This window comes from Mesorhizobium sp. M1050, from assembly GCF_040318715.1.
Taxonomy (GTDB): domain Bacteria; phylum Pseudomonadota; class Alphaproteobacteria; order Rhizobiales; family Rhizobiaceae; genus Mesorhizobium.
Genome location: NZ_JAMYMV010000037.1, coordinates 1 through 18,591, shown reverse-complemented (window position 1 = coordinate 18,591; position 18,591 = coordinate 1). Strand labels below are relative to the sequence as shown.

Below are 18,591 nucleotides of genomic sequence, written 5' to 3'. Positions count from 1 at the left end.
ATGGCCGATATCGTCTTTCGCAACGTGACCAAGCGCTACGGCAATACGCTCGCCGTCGACGACGCTTCATTCACGGTCAACGACAATGAGTTCTTCTGCTTCTTCGGGCCGCCGCTGTCGGGCAAGTCGACCATCCTGCGTCTGGTGCTAGGGCTGGAGACGCCAGACTCGGGAGAAATCCTGATCGGCGGCAGACCGGTCAACACTGTGTCGCCGGCCGAGCGAAACGTGGCGATGGTGTTCCAGAACCTGGCGCTGTTCCCGCATATGAGTGCGCTCGACAATGTCCGCTTCCCCCTGGTCGAACGCCGGGTCGCCGAGGTCGACATCAAAAGGCGGGTCGCCGACGTCGCGGCGAAGCTGCATATCGGCCATATCCTGCACAAGCCGCCGGGACAGCTTTCGGGCGGCGAACGGCAACGCGTGGCGATCGCACGTGCGCTGGTGCGCGATCCCAACGCCTATCTGATGGACGATCCGATCTCGGCGCTCGACGCCAGGCTGCGCGAAGAAACGCGAGTCGAGCTGAAGCGCATCCAGCGCGAGCTCGGCAAGACGCTGATCTATGTCACGCACGACCAGGAAGAGGCGATGTCGGTCGCCGACCGCATCGCAATGCTGGAGGACGGCAGGATCAGGCAGATCGGTGCACCGGCCGAACTCTATGATCATCCGGCCAGCACCTATGTGGCGCGGCTGCTCGGCTCGCCGATGATGAACATCTTGAAATCGGCGCGCGGCGAAGGCCGCGTCGAGGCGGCTGAAGGCACGATCCGCATTGCCGACAAGACTGCTCCCGCCGATACCGTCGAGATTGGGCTCAGGCCGGAAGATATCAAGGTTACAGCGTGGGCGGATGGGGGCTTGGGCCGCCCGGCGCGGGTGTTCGAGGTCGAGCCGCTTGGCGGCTACACCGTGGTGACGCTCGCTGCCGGGCAGGCGCGGCTAAAGGCATTGCTGCGCGGGCAGCCTGACATCCGGCCGGACGCGATGGTGGCGATATCCTGCGAGCCGGCCCGCGTGCATTATTTCGGACAGAGCGGGGGAGCGCTGGCACGATGACGGCGGCCGCAAGGAAAGAGTCTCGGGAGGATCAGATGGCACACAAGGGCTTCGAGCCGGACGTGAAGGTCCGCACCAAGGAATACCGGATCGGCTGCGTCGGCGCCGGCATGATCATGGCCGAGTGCCATCTCGCTGCCTACAAGGAAGCTGGTTTCCCCGTGGTGGCGATCGCCTCGCGCACCCGGGCCAGTGCCGAGAAGGTGGCGACCCGCTGGGGCATCGGGACGGTGCACGATACACCGGAGCAGCTGATCGAGGATACGAGTGTCGAGATCATCGATCTTGCCTTTCCGCCCGACCAGCAGCCGGCGCTGATCCGGCACGCGCTGAAGCAGAAGCACATCAAGGCGATCCTGGCGCAGAAGCCGTTGGCGTTGTCGGTTGACGAAGCAGTCAAGCTGCGCGACGAGGCGGCCAAGGCCGGCAAGATCCTCTCGGTCAACCAGAACATGCGCTACGACCAGTCGATGCGCGTCTTGAAGCAGATCATCGACAGCGGTGCGCTGGGCGACATCGTCTTCGCGCAGATCGACATGCACGCCATCCCGCACTGGCAGAGCTTCCTGGAGGACTACGACCGGCTGACGCTTGCCAATATGAGCGTGCACCACCTCGATGTGCTGCGCTTTCTGTTCGGCGACCCGGATGAAATCACCACGCTGACGCGCAAGGATCCGCGCACGAAATTCGACCACTCCGACGGCATCACCGTGTCGACGCTGCGCTTCCCTTCCGGCGTGCTTGCCGTGTCGCTGGAGGATGTCTGGTCCGGTCCGCGCCAGGATGGCTACAAGGACGACCAGCATATCAACTGGCGTGTCGACGGCACCAAGGGAGTCGCCAAGGGCACTATCGGATGGCCGACAGGTGCTGCCTCGACGCTGACCTATGCCTCAACCGAAACCACCGGCGGCGAATGGATCAGCCCGAGCTGGGACACGATGTGGTTCCCGCATGCCTTTATCGGCGTGATGGAACAGCTCCAGCACGCGGTGAAGACCGGCACGCCGCCAGCGCTGTCGGTCGCCGACAACGTCAAGACCATGGCGATGGTCGAGGCGGGCTACCGCTCGATCGATGAGGGCCGCACCGTCAAGCTTTCCGAGATCGCTACCTGATCACCGCAACTGAAATGCCAGACAACTGAATCGCTTACAGGGAGGAATTCACACCATGATGCAGGCAGGTATTTTCACGGGCTATTTCCCGTACGGTCTCGAAGAGACGGCGAAGAAGATCCGCGGGCTCGGTTTCAACACGGTGCAGCTCGACCTTCATTTCAAGGATGTCGACCTGTCGGCCGGGCAGATCACCAGGGACAAGGCCAAGACGGTGCGCGACGTCTTCCGCGACCACAATCTGCCCGTCTGCTGCGTGTCGGGCTACACCAACATCATCCATCCAGACAAGGCCGAGCGCGACAGGCGCGTCGGCTACCTCAAGGAGATCATCCGCAACGCCCGCCATTTCGGCTCCCCTTACGTGATCTCGGAAACCGGCACCTACAACACCGAATCCGACTGGGTGCATCACCCCAAGAACAAGACCGAGGAAGGCTTCGAGGAATGCCGCAAGGTGGTCGCTGATCTTGCCCAGACGGCCTATGACCACGGCGCGGTCTTCCTGCTTGAGACCTATGTCAACAACGTCGTCGGCTCGGTCGAGGAGACGGTGAAGATGTTCGCGCAGGTCGATCATCCCGGCCTCGGCCTTCTGATGGATCCGACCAATTATTTCGAGACGCACAACATCGACAGGATGGACCAGATCCTGAACCAGGTGTTCGACACGCTGACCGACAAGATCAGGATAGCCCACGCCAAGGACGTCAAGCGTTCGGGCGGCGATAAGTCCGAGAAGCACGCCGATATCGGCGACGAGGATGCGCTGGAGAGCCACACGTTCCGTGGCGTCGGTGAGATCGAGTTGCCGGCACCCGGCCTCGGGTCGCTGAACTACGACCTCTACCTCCAGCGGCTGGCGCAAAAGCATCCGAACATCCCGGTCATCATCGAGCACCTCTCGGAAGACGACGTGCCGCGCGCCAAGAAATTCCTCGACGGGAAGTTCCGCGCCAACGGTCTGTGACGGTGGTTAGCGCAGCCGATTGATGGGACGACAGTGCAGTGAAGAAAGCGGCCGTCACATGGTAGAACTTTACGGCAAGACGCTTTCGCGCCGGCAGGTCTCGGAACGCTCGGGCATGCTTTCGCAATTCGCCGGCGTGCGGCTGATGACGCTTGGCGACGGGGTGGAACGCGGCATCCGCATGCTGGAGTTCCGTACCGGCTCGGGCCTGCGCTTCACCGCGCTGGTCGACCGGGCACTCGATATCGCCGACTGCGACTTCAGGGGACAGGCGATCGGCTGGCATTCGCCGAGCGGCTTTCGTCATTCCGGCCTGCACGACTATGAGGGGGAAGGAGGGCTCGCCTGGGCGCGCTCTTTTTCCGGGCTGCTGGTCACCTGCGGCCTCGACCACATATTGGGCCGGGAGGAAGTGCCGGTCGATAGCTACAATTATCCGGGCAGGAAGACCGTGGTGCATTCGCTGCACGGCCGCGTCGGCACCATTCCGGCGCGGCTGACCGGTTATGGCGAGGCTTGGGACGGCGACCGCTGTGTGCTGTGGGCCGAAGGCATCGTCCAGCAATCGGCGGTGTTCGGCGAGGACCTGCATTTGCTGCGGCGCATCGAGGCCGATGTCGGCGGCAATGAGATCCGGCTGTCGGACCGCGTGGTCAATCACGGCTTCAACCGTACGCCGCACATGTATTTCTACCATGTCAATGTCAGCCACCCCTTGCTCGATGAGGGCGCGCGCTATCTGGCGCCGATCCGCGACGTCGTCTGGGCCGGCCATGATGGCGAGCGCTACGAGGCGCAGAAGGTCGGCTACCGCACAGTGCCGGCGCCGCGACTGGGTTTCAGCGAACAGGTCTGGCAGCACGACATGGCGGCGGACGGCAATGGCGAGGTGCCAGTCGCTGTTGTCAACGACCGTCTCGGACTTGGCTTCGAGGTCGTGACCCGCAAGGACCAGTTGCCTTGCGCCTATGAATGGCAGAATTTCCAGGCCGGGCAATATGCGCTGGGTATCGAACCCTCGACGCATCATGTGCTCGGCAATCTCGCGGCGCGCGAGCGTGGCGAGATGATCTGGCTGGAGCATGGCGAAGGCCGCTCTTATGATGCGGTATTCCGGGTGATCGACGGCGCCGGCGCGATCGCCGCCGCCGAACGGAGGATCGTCTCGATCACCAGGCAACCGCAACAGGATTATCCTGCGCCGTCGGGCAACTTTCCGAGACTGGCGGGCAGGTCATGATGCGAAGCGAATGCTCCGGCTGGCGGGTCGGAAATCGGAGGTCGATGTGATGGGAAAAAAGCGCGACTACAGCCTGGTCGGCGAAAGCACACGCATCGCGATCGAGACCGGATTGGCCTCGGCCGAGTGGTACCACACCGACGTTCCTCGCAAGGCAATGAAGGAGCTGATGCAGCGCTCGGACGGGCCGGCGATCCGCGACACGATCATCTGGACATCAGCCATACTGGGCTCCGCCGCCGGTATCATCTGGTTCTGGGGCACGTGGTGGGTGGTGCCGTTCCTGCTCGTCTACGGCGTGCTCTACGGGTCCTCCAGCGACTCGCGCTGGCATGAGTGCGGCCACGGCACCGCCTTCCGCACCCGCTGGATGAGCGATGTCGTCTACCAGATCGCCAGTTTCATGCTGATGCGCAATCCGGTGACCTGGCGCTGGAGCCATGCCCGCCACCACACCGACACGATCATCGTCGGCCGCGATGCCGAGATCGCTGTGATGCGTCCGCCGGACCTCTTGCGCGCCGCGCTTGCCTTCACCGGCATTCTCGATTTCCGCTATTCGCTGCCCACACTGGTGCGCAATGCGTTCGGCAGCATCTCGCCCGACGAGAAGAGTTTTATCCCCGAGATGGAGCTGCGCAAGGTGGTCACCGCCGCGCGCTGGCATATCGCCATCTATGTCGCGGCGATCGCGCTGGCGCTCTTTTTGTGGTCGTTCCTGCCGCCGGTGCTGATAGGCCTGCCGCGCCTCTATGGCAGCTGGCACATGGTGCTGACCGGCCTGCTGCAGCATATCGGGCTGGCCGACAATGTCACCGACCACCGGCTGAATACGCGCACCGTCTACATGAACCCGATCAGCCGCTTCATCTACTGGAACATGAATTACCATGTCGAACATCACATGTTCCCGATGGTGCCCTATCATGCGCTGCCGAAGCTGCACGAACTGATCAAGCATGACCTGCCGGAGCCCAATCCATCGATGTGGCATGCCTATCGCGAGGTCTGGCCGGTGCTGATCAAGCAGCTCCAGTACGAGGACTACTTCCTCAAGCGCGAATTGCCGCCGACGGCACGGCCGTACCGCGAGGAGTTCCACGCGCTGACCGTTCCGGCGGCGGCGGAATAGAGTTGCAGGAGACAGAGATGGCCGACTGGGTGGAAGCGTGCGCCGTCGACGATATCGAGGAAGAGGACGTCATCCGCTTCGATCATGGCGGACGCACTTTCGCCATCTATCGCAGTCCCGATGACGAGTACTTCGCCACCGACGGCTATTGCACGCATGAGAAGGCACATCTGGCCGACGGGCTGGTGATGGACGACATCATCGAATGCCCTAAGCACAATGGCCGCTTCAACTACAAGACAGGTGTCGCCAAAGGCGCGCCGGTGTGCGTCAATCTCAAGATCTATCCAGTGCGCATCGAAGCTGGCAAGGTCATGATCGAGATCGGCTGACCTGCCGCACCAAGTAACAGAGGGAACCCCTTTCGATGAGCCGAAAAAGACCGACCGTCGCCGACCTGCGCGCCATGAAGGGCAAGCGCCAGTTGACCATGCTACGCGTGCTGACGATGGACGAGGCCGAGGCCGCCGAGCGGGCAGGGGTCGATATCGTCTCGGTGCCGCCCGAACTGGTGCTCAACCCGCAATACCGCGATGCGGCGCCCAGCCTGTTCACCATGCCCGGCGAGAATTTCTACGAGATCGGCACGGCGGACGATTTCGTGCGCTGGGCCTTTCGGCTCTACAAGGCCAGCGCCGACGCGGTCTATTGCAGCGCCGGTTACGCCACGATCAAGCGGATGGCGGACGATGCCATTCCGGTGATCGGCCATGTCGGCCTTATTCCTTCCCGCGCGACCTGGACCGGCGGCTTCAAGGCGGTCGGCAAGACGGCCGACACCGCCATCCAGATACTCGAAGCGGTAAAGCAGCTGGAGGCCGCCGGCGCCATCGGCGCCGAGATCGAGGTCGTGCCTGTCGAGGTGGCCAAGGCTATCTCGGAACGAACATCGTTGATCATGCTGTCGATGGGGGCGGGCACCGGCTGCGATGCGCAATATCTGTTCGCCGACGATATTCTCGGACAGAACCGTGGCCACATGCCTCGTCACTCCAAGGTCTATCGCAATTTCGCCGCCGAATATGACCGCTTGCAGGCCGAGCGCATCGCCGCGTTCTCGGAATATGTCGCCGACGTCAACAGCCTGGCCTATCCCGAAGACAGGCATGTCGTGCACATGGACCCGGCCGAGCTACGCCTGTTCCTGGACAAGGTCGGCCGGAGCTAAGTCCGTCTGCCAACTTCCGCTGGCGAGCGCCGCGTAGAGCATCTCGGCGTCGCTGCCGAGCATTGGCTCGAGATGGACACGCGGCTCGATCACCGTCTGGCCTCGCCTTGCGCGGCGCGACACGAAAGTTTGTTGCGCTGTGCCTGGACGCGGCTAAGCAAATGCTGTTCAAACCGCTTCCGTCATGACTGCCATTCCCGAGACCGAGACCTTACCCGAGACGGCCACCAATGCGCGGCGCGTGGCGCTGATCGTCGCCATCGCCTTCTTCATGCAACTGCTGGATTCGACGATCATCTCGACCTCGCTGCCGCAGATGGGCGCGTCGTTCGGCGTGTCGGCGGTGGCGATGAGCATTGGCATCACCGCCTATATGCTGATCATGGCGGTGTTCGTGCCGCTGTCGGGCTGGCTCGCCGACCGGTTCGGCGCGCGCAACATCTTCCTGCTGGCGATTATCCTATTCACATTGGCCTCGCTCGCCTGCGCCTTCTCTCAAGACCTGAGCCAATTCGTCGCCGCCCGTGTCGTGCAAGGGCTGGGCAGCGCACTGATGACGCCAGTCGGGCGCATACTCGTCCTGCGCAATGCTTCGAAGTCCGAGCTGATCAACGCCACCGCGCTGATCACCTGGCCGGCGCTGTTTGCGCCGGTGGTCGGACCGGTGCTCGGCGGCTTCATCACCACCACTCTGTCCTGGCACTGGAATTTCTTCATCAACATCCCGCTCGGCGTGATCGGGCTTGCTCTGGTTGCCCGCTTCATTCCGGGTGATCGCGAAGCAAACCCCAAACCGCTGGATTGGCCGGGCTTCGTGCTGACATCGGCCGGGCTGGCCTTGCTGCTCTACGGCCTCGAGCGCATCGCGCATCCGGAGGACGGTGTCCTGCCGACCGCAGCGCTGATCGCCGCCGGCATCGTCATCGGCTGGCTGGCGGTGCGGCATCTCAGGCGCGCGCCGCATCCGCTGCTCGATCTCTCGTCATTCAAGGTGCTGACCTTCGCCATCTCGACACTGGCCGCCGGCACCATCTTCCGGGTGGCGATCAACGCCACACCCTTCCTGCTGCCGCTGCTGTTCCAGGTCGGCTTTGGCCTCAGCCCGGTCGACGCCGGCATGATGATCCTGGCCTATTTCCTCGGCAACCTCGGCATGAAGACGGTGACGACGCCGACGCTGCGCCGCTTCGGCTTCCGGTCGGTGCTGGTCGTCAACGGTCTGATCGCCTCGGCGGCGATCATAGCCTGCGCGGCGATCTCGCCGCAGACGCCGCAGGCGCTGGTCATAGTGTTGATGCTGATCGCCGGCCTGTCGCGCTCGATGCAGTTCACCGCACTCAACACGCTGGCCTTCGCCGATATCGATGCGGCGCAGCGTAGCTCGGCAGCAACGCTGTCCTCGATGCTGCAGCAGGTGGCGATGCTGTTCGGCGTCGCGGTGGCGGCGGCGGTCCTCAACTTGTCGCAGATCGCCAGGGACAGGCCGGCGCTCGACCTTGTGGATTTTCGAATCGCCTTCCTGGTGATCGGCGCCATTGGGCTGGTGGCGGCGTTGCGTTTTCTCGCTCTGCCGGCGGGTGCGGGCGCCGAGGTCTCCGGCCATACGCCGGGAAATTGACATCGAATTTTCCACCTCATGCGGAGATAAATTCCGCCTTGCGCTTTCGTGTTGAAGCGGTTCTTTCACCGGTGGCCGTGATGGCGGAACCGATTGCCAAAAATGCAGGGTTTTCCATGGATTGCGCCAGCTTCGGCAATCGATGCGTCCACTCGGTGAATATCGCTGCCAGCCCAGGTTCTGAACGCGGATTCATTTGACGAACCGGCGCTGGGCCGATTAGCTTTCTTCCCAGGGATGGCAGCACTGCCATCGGGGCAAACGCAGACATGAACACGATCGGCTGGCCGAATTTCAGGAGCCTGAATCAGGAGGGGATTGTCTTTGCCATCGCGGTGGTGCTGTTCGTTGCCGCGGCGATTGGCCTGCCGGGCTTCGTCGATCCCAACAACCTCGTCGCCATCATCCGCTCCGTGTCGGTGCTTGGCATATTGGCGCTTGGCATGGCTGTCGTCATCATCGGCCGCGGCATCGACCTCTCCGCCGTGGCGATCATGGCGATGTCGGTCGCCTGGTATCTGCAACTGCTGAATTCGGGCACGCCGGACGGGCTGGCCTTCGCCTATGTCCTAGCCGGTGTGCTGGCCATCGGCCTGCTCAACGGTTTTCTCGTTGCCTATGCCGATGTACCGGCGATCTTCGTGACGCTGGCGACCGGCTCTTTCGTCTTCGGCTATGTGCGCTCGCAACTGATCACGCAGGACGCCGTGCCGGTGCCGCAGGGCCACTGGGTCGAACTGCTCGGCGGCCTGCGCTTTCTCGATATTCCGATCGAGGTGTTCATCTTCGTCGGCCTCGCGTTCCTGTTCTTCCTGTTCCTGCGCTACACCAAATGGGGCCGTTACATCTATTTTGCCGGCGACAATCCCGTTGCCGCCCGCAACATCGGCATTCCGGTGAGGCCGATGCTGATGCTGCGCTATGTGCTTTCCGCCTTCGTGGCCCTGATCGCCGCCTGCTGACGGCGGCCAGCCTGCACTCGATCAACACCCGCATCGTCAATTCGACGCTGCTCTACGACATCGTGCTGGTGGCGGTGATCGGCGGCATCGGCCTGTCCGGCGGGCGGGGCGGGGTGCGCAACGTGTTGGTCGGCGCCGCGCTGATCGGCATCCTGCTCAACGCCATGACCATCATCGACATTCCGCTGCTCTACCAGAACCTGATCAAGGCGGCGATCCTGCTCGGCGCGATCATCGTCGACGGCATCATCAATCCACGTGACGAGCAGACCGCCCAACAGGGCGACATTTAGGGGTACCCGGCCCGATTCATTCCGTCGGCCGGCAATGAAAATCGAAACGAGAGGATCTGACATGAAATTCATCAGGACATTGATGGCCGCTGCCACGGCACTCGCCGTTACCGCCTTCGTGGCGCCAACCTTGGCCGCCGACGATCCCGGCCCAGCGGCTTACGCGCAGGCGCTCAAGGGCAAGCGTGTCATGCTGGTGCCGCTGGCGATGGGCTTCGACCTGGCGCAGGGCTGGGCGCATTATCTGAAGACCGAAGTCGAGGCCTGGGGAGGCGTGTTCGAGACGCGCGATCCAAACTGGGTGGTCGATGCCGGCGCGCAGGCGATCACCGACGCCATCTCGTCGGACACCAGGCCGGACGTGCTGATCATCCATGCACCGGACCTCAACTCCTATTCCAAGCTGATGAAGAAGGCGCAGGCCGCCGGCACTTACGTGATCCTGGTCGACAATCCCGCCAATTTTCCGGCCGACGCCTTTGTCGGAAGCGATTGGGATCGGCTTGGCCAGCTCGAGGCCGAAGCGGCGATCAAGGGCTGCGGCGAGAACTCGTCGAAGAAGATCGGCCTCGTGCAGGGTGACCAAGCCAATTCGTCGAGCCTCTATCAATATGCCGGCATCATGAAGGTGCTGGACAAGCATCCCGACTTCAAGGTGGTGGCGAAGCCCGACTCCAACTGGGACGCGACGACCTCCCGCAACGTGACGACGACGATGCTGCAGCAGAACCCGGACATCTGCTCGATCATCGACTTCTGGGATGGCGACGCCACCGGCGCGTCCGCTGCGATCCGCGACGCCGAGCTCGACGGCAAGGTGTTCCTGGTCACCACCGGCGGCGGTGAGAAGGCGGCCGATTGCGACAAGCTGCAGGACGGCACCTATGGCGCCGTGGTGATGACCGAACTTGCCCGTCAGTCGGGCGACATGAACGCCATCATCAAGTTCCTGCTGCAGAGCGGCCAGCCGGCCGGCACCTCGCACACCTACATCTACACGCTGGAGAGGGCGACGACCAAGGCCGACCTCAAGCCCGACAGCTGCTGGGACCTGAAGGCGCTGCAGGCGCAAGCGGCGGCGAAATAATCCGATACTCTCCAACACCGATCAACGGGGTGACCGGATTGCCCGCGGCCACCTCCTTCTCTTGCTGCAGTGACCTTATGTCCTTTCGCGAACGCCTCCAGTCCTGGCGCTACAATCTCGTGCCCGACCATGTCGTCGGCGAGATCCTGACCAAACGCTGGACCGACAACGCCATTCCGTTCCTGGCGCTGGTGGCGACGCTGGCAACCTTCGGCTCGATCATTCCCGGCTTCTTCAAGCTGACGGCGCTGCAGGAATCGACCCGCCAGCTCGGTGAATTCTCGATGGTGGTCACCGGCATGACCGTGGTGATGCTGGGCGGCGGCATCGACCTGTCGGTCGGCTCGATCTTCGCGCTTTCCTGCTTCTCCGCCGTTTATGTCTTCTTCATCCTCGAACAGTCGATCTGGCTGGCGATGGCCGCGTCGGTCGCCACCGGACTCGTCTTCGGCGCCATCAACGGCTATCTCGTCGGCTACCTCAGGCTGCGCGCCTTTCTCACCACGCTGGTCACCTTCATCTTCGGCCGGGCGCTGTTCGACATCCTGGTCACCACCTATGCCGCCGATGTGCAGCTCTCGACCGCCACTTCGGATGTGCTCGACTTCATCGGCGACAGCACCTTCTGGGGGCTGTCGGTTTCGGTGTGGCTGGCGATCATCCTCGCCATCGTCACCCATATCGCGTTGACGCGTTCGCGGCCGGGCTGGCACGTGCTGGCGGTCGGCGGCTCCAGGCGCTCGGCGCACAATGCCGGCATTCGCGTGCGCCGCACGGTGTTCATGACCTATGTCTTCTCCGGCTTCTGTGCCTCCATCGGCGGCTTCCTCATCGCTTGCCGCTTAAGCGGGGCGGGGCCGGGCACCGGCCTCAATCTCGAGATCATGGCGCTGACGGCGGCGGTGGTCGGCGGCGTCAGCCTTGGCGGCGGGCGCGGCTCGGTGATCAAGGGGCTGATGGGCGCGATCATCGTGCTGACCATGACCAATGGGCTGATCCGGCTGGGCTACGGCACCGGTACCAACCAGATGGTGCTGGGCATCATGCTGGCGGTGGCGGTGACCATCGACATCCGCTGGCTGAAGAACCGCCACAAGGTGCTGAACGAAGTCTATGTCGCGCCGGTCTATCTCAAGATGGGCGAAACACAGTCGGCCGCGCCCGGCTCCGGCACGTCATACGAACTCGACAACCGGCTATCAGCCGCCGACCATATCGGGCTTGGCGAGCTGGAAGGGCCGGAAGACGTCATCCTCGACCGCGACGACAACCTCTATTGCGGTACGCGCCACGGCGAAATCGTCCGCTTCTTCGCGCCGGACTATGTCAAATCGGAAGTATTCGCTCACATCGGCGGATTCCCGCTCGGCCTCGCTTTCGACAAATCGGGCAATCTGATCAGCTGCGTCGGCGCCATGGGGCTCTATTCGGTCTCGCCCGATCGGGAGGTCAAACGCCTGTCAGCCGAGACGTCGCGCTCCTGGACTTCGATCGTCGACGATGCGCGGTTGCGCGATCCCAACGACTGCGACATCGCGCCGGACGGGCGGATCTATTTCACCGATTCGACCAAGCGCTACGATGCCCATGATTGGGCGCTGGACTCGATCGAGAACCGCGCCACCGGGCGTCTGCTGGTCTACGACCCGAAGGACGGATCGACCGGGACGCTGCTCGACGGCTACCGCTACACCAATGGTGTGTGCATGGCGCATGATGGCAAGTCGCTGTTCTTCGCCGAAAGCTGGGCCTGCCGGGTGCATCGCTACTGGCTGGAAGGGCCGAAGGCCGGCACAGCCGAATGCGTCATCCGCGACATGCCGGGTTATCCCGACAACATCAACCGCGCCTCCGACGGCAATTACTGGATGGCGTGGCTCGGCATGCGCACACCGAGCTTCGACCTGTCGCTGCGCCACCCCGATATGCGCAAGCGCATGACGCGCCGCTTGCCGCAGGATGAGTGGCTGTTCCCCAACATCAACACCGGCGGCGTGGTGAAATTCAATGAGAAGGGCGGCATCGTCGAGGCGATGGGCGACCTCTCAGGCGGCGCGCACCCGATGGTCACCTCGATGCGCGAGCACAAGGGATATCTGTTCGTCGGCGGCATCCTCAACAACCGCGTCGGCCGCTACAAGATCGCTGGCGCCGACCCGAACTGGACCAGCCCCGCTTCTTATTGGGGGGCAAGGCCATGATCCTTGATCCGGTGCTCGACCTGTTTCGCGGCAAGGCGGTGACCATTCCGCCGCTTGACGGTGCTTTTCGGCCCAATACGCGGCTGGACGATGCGCTGGCTTTTGCCGAACTGACGGAGCCGGACAATCTGCTGGTTTCTGGTGAGAGGCTGCTGGCCTCCAGCGGCAACGCTGTCTATTCGCTTGCTGCCCGAACCGAGCCCAAGGTGATCGAAACCTTCCCGTCTGCCGTCACGGCGCTGGCGCTCTCGCCATCCGGCGAACTGACCCTGGGGCTGGAAAGTGGCAAGCTGCTGATATCCGGCAAGGAGGTTTCATTGCCGGCTGATCTCAGCTGCATCACCGCACTTGCCTATGCGGATGACGGCACGCTGTGGCTGGCCATTGGCTCGGCCGAGCATGCGCCCTCGCAATGGGCCGCCGACCTGATGAGGAAGGGAGCGTCCGGTTCGCTTTGGAAGCGGGACGCGGCAGGCGGCTTCCGCAAGGTCGCTGGCGACATCGCCTTTCCCTATGGGCTGTATCCCATCGGCAGGGATGTTCTGGTCAGTGAAAGCTGGCGCCATCAGCTTGTCCGCTTCGATGGCGCTACGGGCAATCGTTCGACGGTGGTTGACTCATCTGCCAGGCTATCCCTCCCGGCTGTCGCCATCCGCCGATGGCGGAGCCTGGCTGGCCCTGTTTGCGCCGCGCAACCGGCTGATCGAATTCGTGCTGCAGGAGACGCACTACCGGCAGGACATGCTCGACCAGGTGCCGCCGGCCTACTGGATCGCGCCGGCGCTGGCCTCCAGCCGCAGCTTCCTCGAACCGCTGCAATGCGGCGGCATCCGCACCATGGGCATCCACAAGCCATGGTCGCCGAGCCGCTCCTACGGGTTGGTGGTGAGGCTCGACGCGAAGATGCAGCCGCAATTCAGCCTGCACAGCCGCGCCAACGGCACGCGCCATGGCATCTGCAGCGTGGCGGAAAAAGATGGCCGGCTGTTCATCGCCTCCAGGGGCGGTGACTGCGTACTGGCGGTCGACATTGCTTCGGGAGGCTTCTGATGGAACCGATCGTTCGGCTGGAGAATGTCACCAAGACTTATCGCGGCGTGCCCGCGGTGAAGAATGTCAGCTTTGAGCTGCGCAAGGGCGAGATCCACGCGCTGCTCGGCGAGAACGGCGCGGGAAAATCGACGCTGACCAAGATCATCGCCGGTGTGGTCGACGCGACTTCGGGCAAGATGTTCCACCATAGCCAGGAGATCGCCTATGCCTCGCCGCATGCCGCGCTTGAAGCCGGCATCGCCATGGTGTTCCAGGAAACCAGCCTGGTACCATCGATGACGGTGGCGCAGAACCTCTACCTCGGCACCGAAAAGTTCCTGAACCGGCTGCGCGGCACCTACATCTCCGCGCAGCAGTTCCTGCAATCGCTGAATTTTCCAGTCGACCCGAACGCCATGGTGGCAACGCTGGGTGCGGCCAAGCGGCAGATGGTCGAGATCGCACGGGCGGTGCACCACAATGCCGAGATCATCATCTTCGACGAGCCGACGGCGACGCTGACGCCGGAAGAGAAGCGACACTTCTTCGCGCTGATCCGCAGACTGAAAGCGAGCGGCGTGTCGATCGTCTTCATCAGCCACGCTCTGGAAGAGGCGCTGCTGATTGCCGACCGCATCACCATACTGCGCGATGGCGAACTGGTGATCACCGACGACACATCGGCCTTCGACCGCGACAGGATCGTCGCCGCCATGGTCGGGCGCACGCTGTCGGGGCAGATCTACCGCCAGCGCGACCAGTCCAAGCTGCGCAAGGCTGGCAAGAAGGTGCTGTCGGTGCAAGACATCTCGATGAGCAATGTCGTGCGCAACAATTCCTTCTCGATCTTCGAGGGCCAGATCACCGGTGTGTTCGGGCTGATCGGCTCCGGCCGCACCGAGACCTTCAAGATCGTCTCCGGCATCTACAAGCGCGATTTCCTTCGCGGCGGCGCCATCGAACTGGACGACAGGCCAGTGCGCTATCTCGTGCCGAGCGAAGCGGTGGCCGACGGCATCGTCTATGTCACCGAGGACCGCAAGAGCGAAGGCATCTTCGAGACGATGGGCATTGCCGAGAACCTGTTCGGCGGGCTGCTGGCGGCGGGCCGCGAAAAGGCGTGGGTGATCAACGCGCAAGAGATGCGCGTGCTCTCGGCGGAATGGACGAAGACGCTGAACATCAAGGCGATCAACGACAATGCCCGCGTCGTCGAGCTGTCCGGCGGCAACCAGCAGAAGGTGGTGATCGGCAAGGGCCTGGTGCAGAAGCCGCGCATCGTCATCTTCGACGAGCCGACGCGCGGCGTCGATGTCGGCGCGATCGCCGAGATCCACCAGATCATTAACCGTCTGGCCGACGAGGGCCTCGCCGTCGTCGTCATCTCGTCCTATCTGCCGGAGATCATGAACCTGTCCGACCGCATCCTGGTCTGCCGGCAAGGCCGCATCGTCGAGGAGTTTTCGCCGGCGGAGGTCACGGAGGAGAAGATCATGTACGCGGCTGTTCACTAGGGTTCCGGGCGGTGCGTACGTCGATATTTGGCCAAAAAATCCATCCCTTCGTCATCCACGGGCGAAGCAAGGAGCGTAGCGACGCGGCGCAGACCCGAGGATCCATGCCGGGACTCCGTAGCGTTGCCGCGGTGCAGAATTCTGTTCCGCTGCACTCTTCGGCAGAGGTCACGGAATGGATCCCAGGGTCTCCGCGACGGCGCTTCGCGCCTGCTTCGCCCTAGGATGACGAAGTTTAGGCTATTTCGCGCCAAAAAACTGAGTCAGAGAAGCTGGTTAGCCGCCTTTGCTCGGAACTTGATTTAACGTTCATCGATCGAAACGAAAGGATCACGCCATGGCCACCACAAGACTTCTCAGCGATGCCGAGGTGGAGAAAATCCCGGCGGTGAAGGCCGTGTTCGACGACATCCGCGCGACGCGCAAATCGGACTTCGTCAACAATTTTTGGCGTGGGCTGGCCAATGATCCCGCGGCGTTGAAGCGGATCTGGGAACAGCTGAAGGTGGTGATGGTCGCCGACAGCGCCATCGATCCGCTGACCAAGGAAATGATCTACATCGCGGTGTCGACCGCCAATGGCTGCTCGTACTGCGTTCACTCGCACACGGCGGCAGCGCGAGCCAAGGGTATGACCGATGTCCAGCATGGCGAACTGGTGTCGATCATCGGGCTCGCCGGCCAGACCAACCATCTGGTGACCGCGATGCAGATCCCGGTCGATCCGCAGTTCGAGGTAAGGTAGGCGCGGCTTACCTTATCTTCTCACTTGTGGGGGCGGGAAGCGCGCTCTCACACCGGCCGGTAAACCTTCTCCGCCGTGTTCCAGAAAATATCCGCCTCCGCCGCCGCGCCATGCTTGGCCATCGCATTGCGGTGCGCCTTGATCAGTTCGGCGTAGCTGGTCCATAGCTTTTCAATCGGGAAGTTCGAGCCGAACATCAGACGGTCAGCGCCCAGGATCTCGATCGCGTTGTCGACGATATAGGCGATCAGCGCCGGGTCGTTGCGGTGGACGAAGGTGCCGAGGCCGGAGAGCTTGGCGTAGAGATTGGGCGCTGCCGACAGCATGCGCAGTCCGGTCTTCCAGGCCTCGGTGGTTTCCGGTTCCATGCCGGTCAGCATACCGGCATGAGTGAGGATGAAATTCGTCTCCGGGTTTTCGCCGACCAGCGTCAGCCCGTCCTTCATCTGGGCAGGGAAGAGCTGAAGGTCGAAGGACAAGCCATAATCCTTCAGCCGCGCAACATTCGCCCGCACCTTACGGTCGATGACCTGGTCCGCCGAAGCGGCAAAGCGGAAGGCCAGCGTTTCGTGCCAGTGCAATTGCATGCGCACGCCGCGCAGCAGCGGATATTTTTTCAAGCGATCGATCTGGGGCCTGACGTCGTCGACAGTCATGTCGGTGTAGCCGACGATGGCATGCGGCCAGCCGGTCTCGTCAGCGGTCTTCTGCAGGAAGGCGACTTCCTTCTCGAAATCCTCCCTGGCCCAGTTGGTCTGGACATAGACGGCCTTTTCGACGCCGGATCCCTTCTGGTCGGCCAGAAACTCCTCGATCGGATAGTCGCGGCGGATCGGCTCGTAAGGGCCGAAGATGCGCGGCACCATCGGGCCGACCAGCCAGGGCTGATCCCTTTGGCGCCAGATGTGAAAATGTGCGTCGATTGCCTTCTGCATCACGAAACCCTCTTCCAGATTGTCGCCGCAGCCGGGGCAGGGCGGGCGAGCGACAGGATGAAATCGGTGAGGCCGGCAAGCGACGAGCCGTCGACGAGATCGTCGATCACCGGCAGGATGGCGCGCAATGCCGCCGTTGCCGGCCGGAAGCGCGGGTCTCCGGCCAAAGGCGTGGCCAGCGAAAGCCGGAAGGCGCGGGCACTCAGCCGATGCATGGCCGTCTCCAGCTCGCCATGGTCGCCGCGCTCCAGCGCGTCGGACAGGATGATGATCGCGGCGCCGCGTGCAAAAGCGGAAAAGCGCGGCACCGAGAGGAAGGCGAGCAGCGTTGGTCCCATGCGGGTGCCGCCGTCCCAGTCGTCAACCTGGGCGGCCGCGCGGGCCAAAGCCTGGTCGCGGTCGCGGATGCGCAATGCCCCGGTGATGCGGGTCAGCCGCGTGCCGAAGGTGAAGATTTCGGCGCGTTCGGCGCCCTGCACCGCGGCATGCGCGAGTTTGAGATAGTCCGCTGTATGCAGCTTCATCGAGCCGGACACGTCGATGAGGATCAGCAGCTTGCGCGGCACGGTCTGGCGGCGTCGCAGCAGCGGCGAGGGGACGTCGCCATCGGCGCTGACGATTTCCCGCAGCGACCTGCGAAGATCGAGCTTGCCGCGCGAGTGGGTGCGCACGGTACGGAACGAGCGGCGGGCGGGCAAGGCGGAAGCGAGCTTGCGGCGGAAAGCGGCAAGGCCGTCATTGTCGCGCTGGAAATCGCGGCTGCTCAGTTGCTCCAGGGCCGAGGACAGCTCGCCGCCCTCTTGTTGCCGGTCGGCTTCGTTCTGTTGTTCGTCGGCGCCGCCATCATCCTTGATGCGGGTTTCCTCGTCGGCGTCGCCTTCGACCATCGCCGATGTGTTGCCATAGAAATGGCTCTGGAAATGCGCCTCGAATTCGTCGCGGCGGTCGGGCGGCGGCGCCAGCGTCGCGAGCGCCGCCTCGCGTATGTCGGCCATCGAGCGCGGTCCGAGCAATGTCACCGCTTGCATGAAGCCGGAGACTTGTTCGGGCGCGACGGCAAAGCCGTAGCGGCGCAGGAGGCGGGCAAAGCCGAGCAAGGGGGTGGCCGCGCGGGGTAAGCTTTTCTCCCGCATCATTGCGTGGCGCCCCCCTCTGTCCTGCCGGACATCTCCCCCTCAAGGGCAGGGGAATCGCACATGAGTACAAACGGACTCTTGTGTGGTGTGCGGAAATCGATTCTGAGAGGACCTCTGAATGATCGGAGGCCGTGATGGTGTTTCTGGATGTATTCGGCGAGGTGCCGGACCCACGGGACTTGACCGCGCAGCACTCGTTGCCGGAGATTTTGTTCGTAGCACTTGCGGCGGTGCTTTGCGGGGCGACGCACTGCACGGAGATGGAGCTGTTTGCCAGGAACCGTCTCGATCTGTTGCGGCAGTTCATCCCGCTCGAGCGTGGCGCGCCCAGCCACGACACCTTCAGCCGGGTGCTGGCGGCCCTCGATCCTGTCG

The 18,591-nt window shown here is 63.2% G+C and carries 16 protein-coding genes and 2 pseudogenes; 15 read left to right on the top strand and 3 right to left on the bottom strand.

Annotation, left to right across the window (positions count from 1 at the left end; genetic code table 11):
- The 8 genes from NKH57_RS19955 (at position 1) to NKH57_RS19920 (ending at position 8,311) form a co-directional block, all read left to right on the top strand.
- Entirely contained in the window at positions 1-1,062 is a 1,062-nt protein-coding gene (locus NKH57_RS19955) for an ABC transporter ATP-binding protein (protein WP_352946480.1), read from the top strand.
- A 35-nt stretch (positions 1,063-1,097) separates the two neighbouring features.
- Positions 1,098-2,183 (top strand): Gfo/Idh/MocA family protein, encoded by a 1,086-nt coding sequence (locus NKH57_RS19950; protein ID WP_352946477.1) that lies wholly within the window; start codon positions 1,098-1,100, stop codon positions 2,181-2,183.
- Between the two features lie 55 nt (positions 2,184-2,238).
- A complete protein-coding gene (locus NKH57_RS19945; protein WP_352946474.1) occupies positions 2,239-3,153 on the top strand; it encodes a sugar phosphate isomerase/epimerase family protein in 915 nt (304 codons plus the stop codon).
- Positions 3,154-3,211: 58 nt separating this feature from the next.
- Positions 3,212-4,393 carry an aldose 1-epimerase family protein gene (locus tag NKH57_RS19940; RefSeq protein WP_352946471.1) on the top strand — a complete coding sequence of 394 codons (1,182 nt, stop codon included), beginning with the start codon at positions 3,212-3,214 and terminating at the stop codon, positions 4,391-4,393.
- 49 nt (positions 4,394-4,442) lie between these two features.
- Positions 4,443-5,525, top strand: a complete 1,083-nt coding sequence (locus NKH57_RS19935; protein ID WP_352946468.1) for a fatty acid desaturase family protein — start codon at positions 4,443-4,445, stop codon at positions 5,523-5,525.
- A 17-nt stretch (positions 5,526-5,542) separates the two neighbouring features.
- A complete protein-coding gene (locus NKH57_RS19930; RefSeq protein ID WP_352946465.1) occupies positions 5,543-5,857 on the top strand; it encodes a MocE family 2Fe-2S type ferredoxin in 315 nt (104 codons plus the stop codon).
- A 35-nt stretch (positions 5,858-5,892) separates the two neighbouring features.
- Positions 5,893-6,693: a 3-methyl-2-oxobutanoate hydroxymethyltransferase gene (locus NKH57_RS19925; protein WP_352831638.1), complete on the top strand. Its 801-nt coding sequence runs from the start codon at positions 5,893-5,895 to the stop codon at positions 6,691-6,693.
- A gap of 184 nt (positions 6,694-6,877) precedes the next feature.
- On the top strand, positions 6,878-8,311 hold the full coding sequence (locus NKH57_RS19920; protein ID WP_352946462.1) for a DHA2 family efflux MFS transporter permease subunit: 1,434 nt from the start codon (positions 6,878-6,880) through the stop codon (positions 8,309-8,311).
- Between the two features lie 16 nt (positions 8,312-8,327).
- On the opposite strand, the gene NKH57_RS19915 is transcribed toward NKH57_RS19920, so the two are convergent.
- On the bottom strand, positions 8,328-8,582 hold the full coding sequence (locus tag NKH57_RS19915) for a hypothetical protein (protein ID WP_352946459.1): 255 nt from the start codon (positions 8,580-8,582) through the stop codon (positions 8,328-8,330).
- Between NKH57_RS19915 and NKH57_RS19910 the strand changes: the two are divergent.
- The 6 genes and pseudogenes from NKH57_RS19910 to NKH57_RS19885 all read left to right on the top strand — a co-directional run bounded on the left by NKH57_RS19910 (position 8,581) and on the right by NKH57_RS19885 (position 16,145).
- Positions 8,581-9,566: pseudogene (locus NKH57_RS19910) on the top strand (ABC transporter permease). The gene NKH57_RS19915 and the pseudogene NKH57_RS19910 sit on opposite strands and share 2 nt — an antisense overlap.
- A gap of 61 nt (positions 9,567-9,627) precedes the next feature.
- The gene (locus NKH57_RS19905) at positions 9,628-10,653 is read left to right on the top strand and encodes a sugar ABC transporter substrate-binding protein (RefSeq protein WP_352946456.1); all 1,026 of its coding nucleotides are present in this window, start codon (positions 9,628-9,630) and stop codon (positions 10,651-10,653) included.
- A 77-nt stretch (positions 10,654-10,730) separates the two neighbouring features.
- Positions 10,731-12,854: an ABC transporter permease gene (locus tag NKH57_RS19900; protein ID WP_352946453.1), complete on the top strand. Its 2,124-nt coding sequence runs from the start codon at positions 10,731-10,733 to the stop codon at positions 12,852-12,854.
- Positions 12,851-13,904: pseudogene (locus NKH57_RS19895) on the top strand (hypothetical protein). The gene NKH57_RS19900 and the pseudogene NKH57_RS19895 overlap by 4 nt, the downstream one beginning before the upstream one ends.
- Positions 13,904-15,400, top strand: a complete 1,497-nt coding sequence (locus NKH57_RS19890) for a sugar ABC transporter ATP-binding protein (protein WP_352946450.1) — start codon at positions 13,904-13,906, stop codon at positions 15,398-15,400. The pseudogene NKH57_RS19895 and the gene NKH57_RS19890 overlap by 1 nt, the downstream one beginning before the upstream one ends.
- 337 nt (positions 15,401-15,737) lie before the next feature.
- Positions 15,738-16,145 carry a carboxymuconolactone decarboxylase family protein gene (locus tag NKH57_RS19885; protein ID WP_352946447.1) on the top strand — a complete coding sequence of 136 codons (408 nt, stop codon included), beginning with the start codon at positions 15,738-15,740 and terminating at the stop codon, positions 16,143-16,145.
- Positions 16,146-16,192: 47 nt separating this feature from the next.
- On the opposite strand, the gene NKH57_RS19880 is transcribed toward NKH57_RS19885, so the two are convergent.
- Together NKH57_RS19880 and NKH57_RS19875 are read right to left on the bottom strand one after the other, a co-directional pair.
- Entirely contained in the window at positions 16,193-17,080 is an 888-nt protein-coding gene (locus NKH57_RS19880) for an amidohydrolase family protein (RefSeq protein ID WP_352946444.1), read from the bottom strand.
- Positions 17,080-18,216 (bottom strand): vWA domain-containing protein, encoded by a 1,137-nt coding sequence (locus NKH57_RS19875; RefSeq protein WP_352946441.1) that lies wholly within the window; start codon positions 18,214-18,216, stop codon positions 17,080-17,082. The genes NKH57_RS19880 and NKH57_RS19875 overlap by 1 nt, the downstream gene beginning before the upstream one ends.
- A gap of 134 nt (positions 18,217-18,350) precedes the next feature.
- Between NKH57_RS19875 and NKH57_RS19870 the strand changes: the two genes are divergently transcribed.
- A partial coding sequence (locus NKH57_RS19870; protein ID WP_352946438.1) for a transposase family protein occupies positions 18,351-18,591 on the top strand: 241 nt, incomplete at its 3' end.

Coding starts and splice junctions, on each gene's coding strand:
- NKH57_RS19890 (WP_352946450.1), top strand. CDS start 13,904: ATGGAACCGATCGTTCGGCTGGAGAATGTCACCAAGACTTATCGCGGC.
- NKH57_RS19885 (WP_352946447.1), top strand. CDS start 15,738: ATGGCCACCACAAGACTTCTCAGCGATGCCGAGGTGGAGAAAATCCCG.
- NKH57_RS19900 (WP_352946453.1), top strand. CDS start 10,731: ATGTCCTTTCGCGAACGCCTCCAGTCCTGGCGCTACAATCTCGTGCCC.
- NKH57_RS19920 (WP_352946462.1), top strand. CDS start 6,878: ATGACTGCCATTCCCGAGACCGAGACCTTACCCGAGACGGCCACCAAT.
- NKH57_RS19905 (WP_352946456.1), top strand. CDS start 9,628: ATGAAATTCATCAGGACATTGATGGCCGCTGCCACGGCACTCGCCGTT.
- NKH57_RS19925 (WP_352831638.1), top strand. CDS start 5,893: ATGAGCCGAAAAAGACCGACCGTCGCCGACCTGCGCGCCATGAAGGGC.
- NKH57_RS19935 (WP_352946468.1), top strand. CDS start 4,443: ATGGGAAAAAAGCGCGACTACAGCCTGGTCGGCGAAAGCACACGCATC.
- NKH57_RS19875 (WP_352946441.1), bottom strand. CDS start 18,216: ATGATGCGGGAGAAAAGCTTACCCCGCGCGGCCACCCCCTTGCTCGGC.
- NKH57_RS19955 (WP_352946480.1), top strand. CDS start 1: ATGGCCGATATCGTCTTTCGCAACGTGACCAAGCGCTACGGCAATACG.
- NKH57_RS19880 (WP_352946444.1), bottom strand. CDS start 17,080: ATGCAGAAGGCAATCGACGCACATTTTCACATCTGGCGCCAAAGGGAT.
- NKH57_RS19930 (WP_352946465.1), top strand. CDS start 5,543: ATGGCCGACTGGGTGGAAGCGTGCGCCGTCGACGATATCGAGGAAGAG.
- NKH57_RS19945 (WP_352946474.1), top strand. CDS start 2,239: ATGATGCAGGCAGGTATTTTCACGGGCTATTTCCCGTACGGTCTCGAA.
- NKH57_RS19940 (WP_352946471.1), top strand. CDS start 3,212: ATGGTAGAACTTTACGGCAAGACGCTTTCGCGCCGGCAGGTCTCGGAA.
- NKH57_RS19950 (WP_352946477.1), top strand. CDS start 1,098: ATGGCACACAAGGGCTTCGAGCCGGACGTGAAGGTCCGCACCAAGGAA.
- NKH57_RS19915 (WP_352946459.1), bottom strand. CDS start 8,582: ATGTCTGCGTTTGCCCCGATGGCAGTGCTGCCATCCCTGGGAAGAAAG.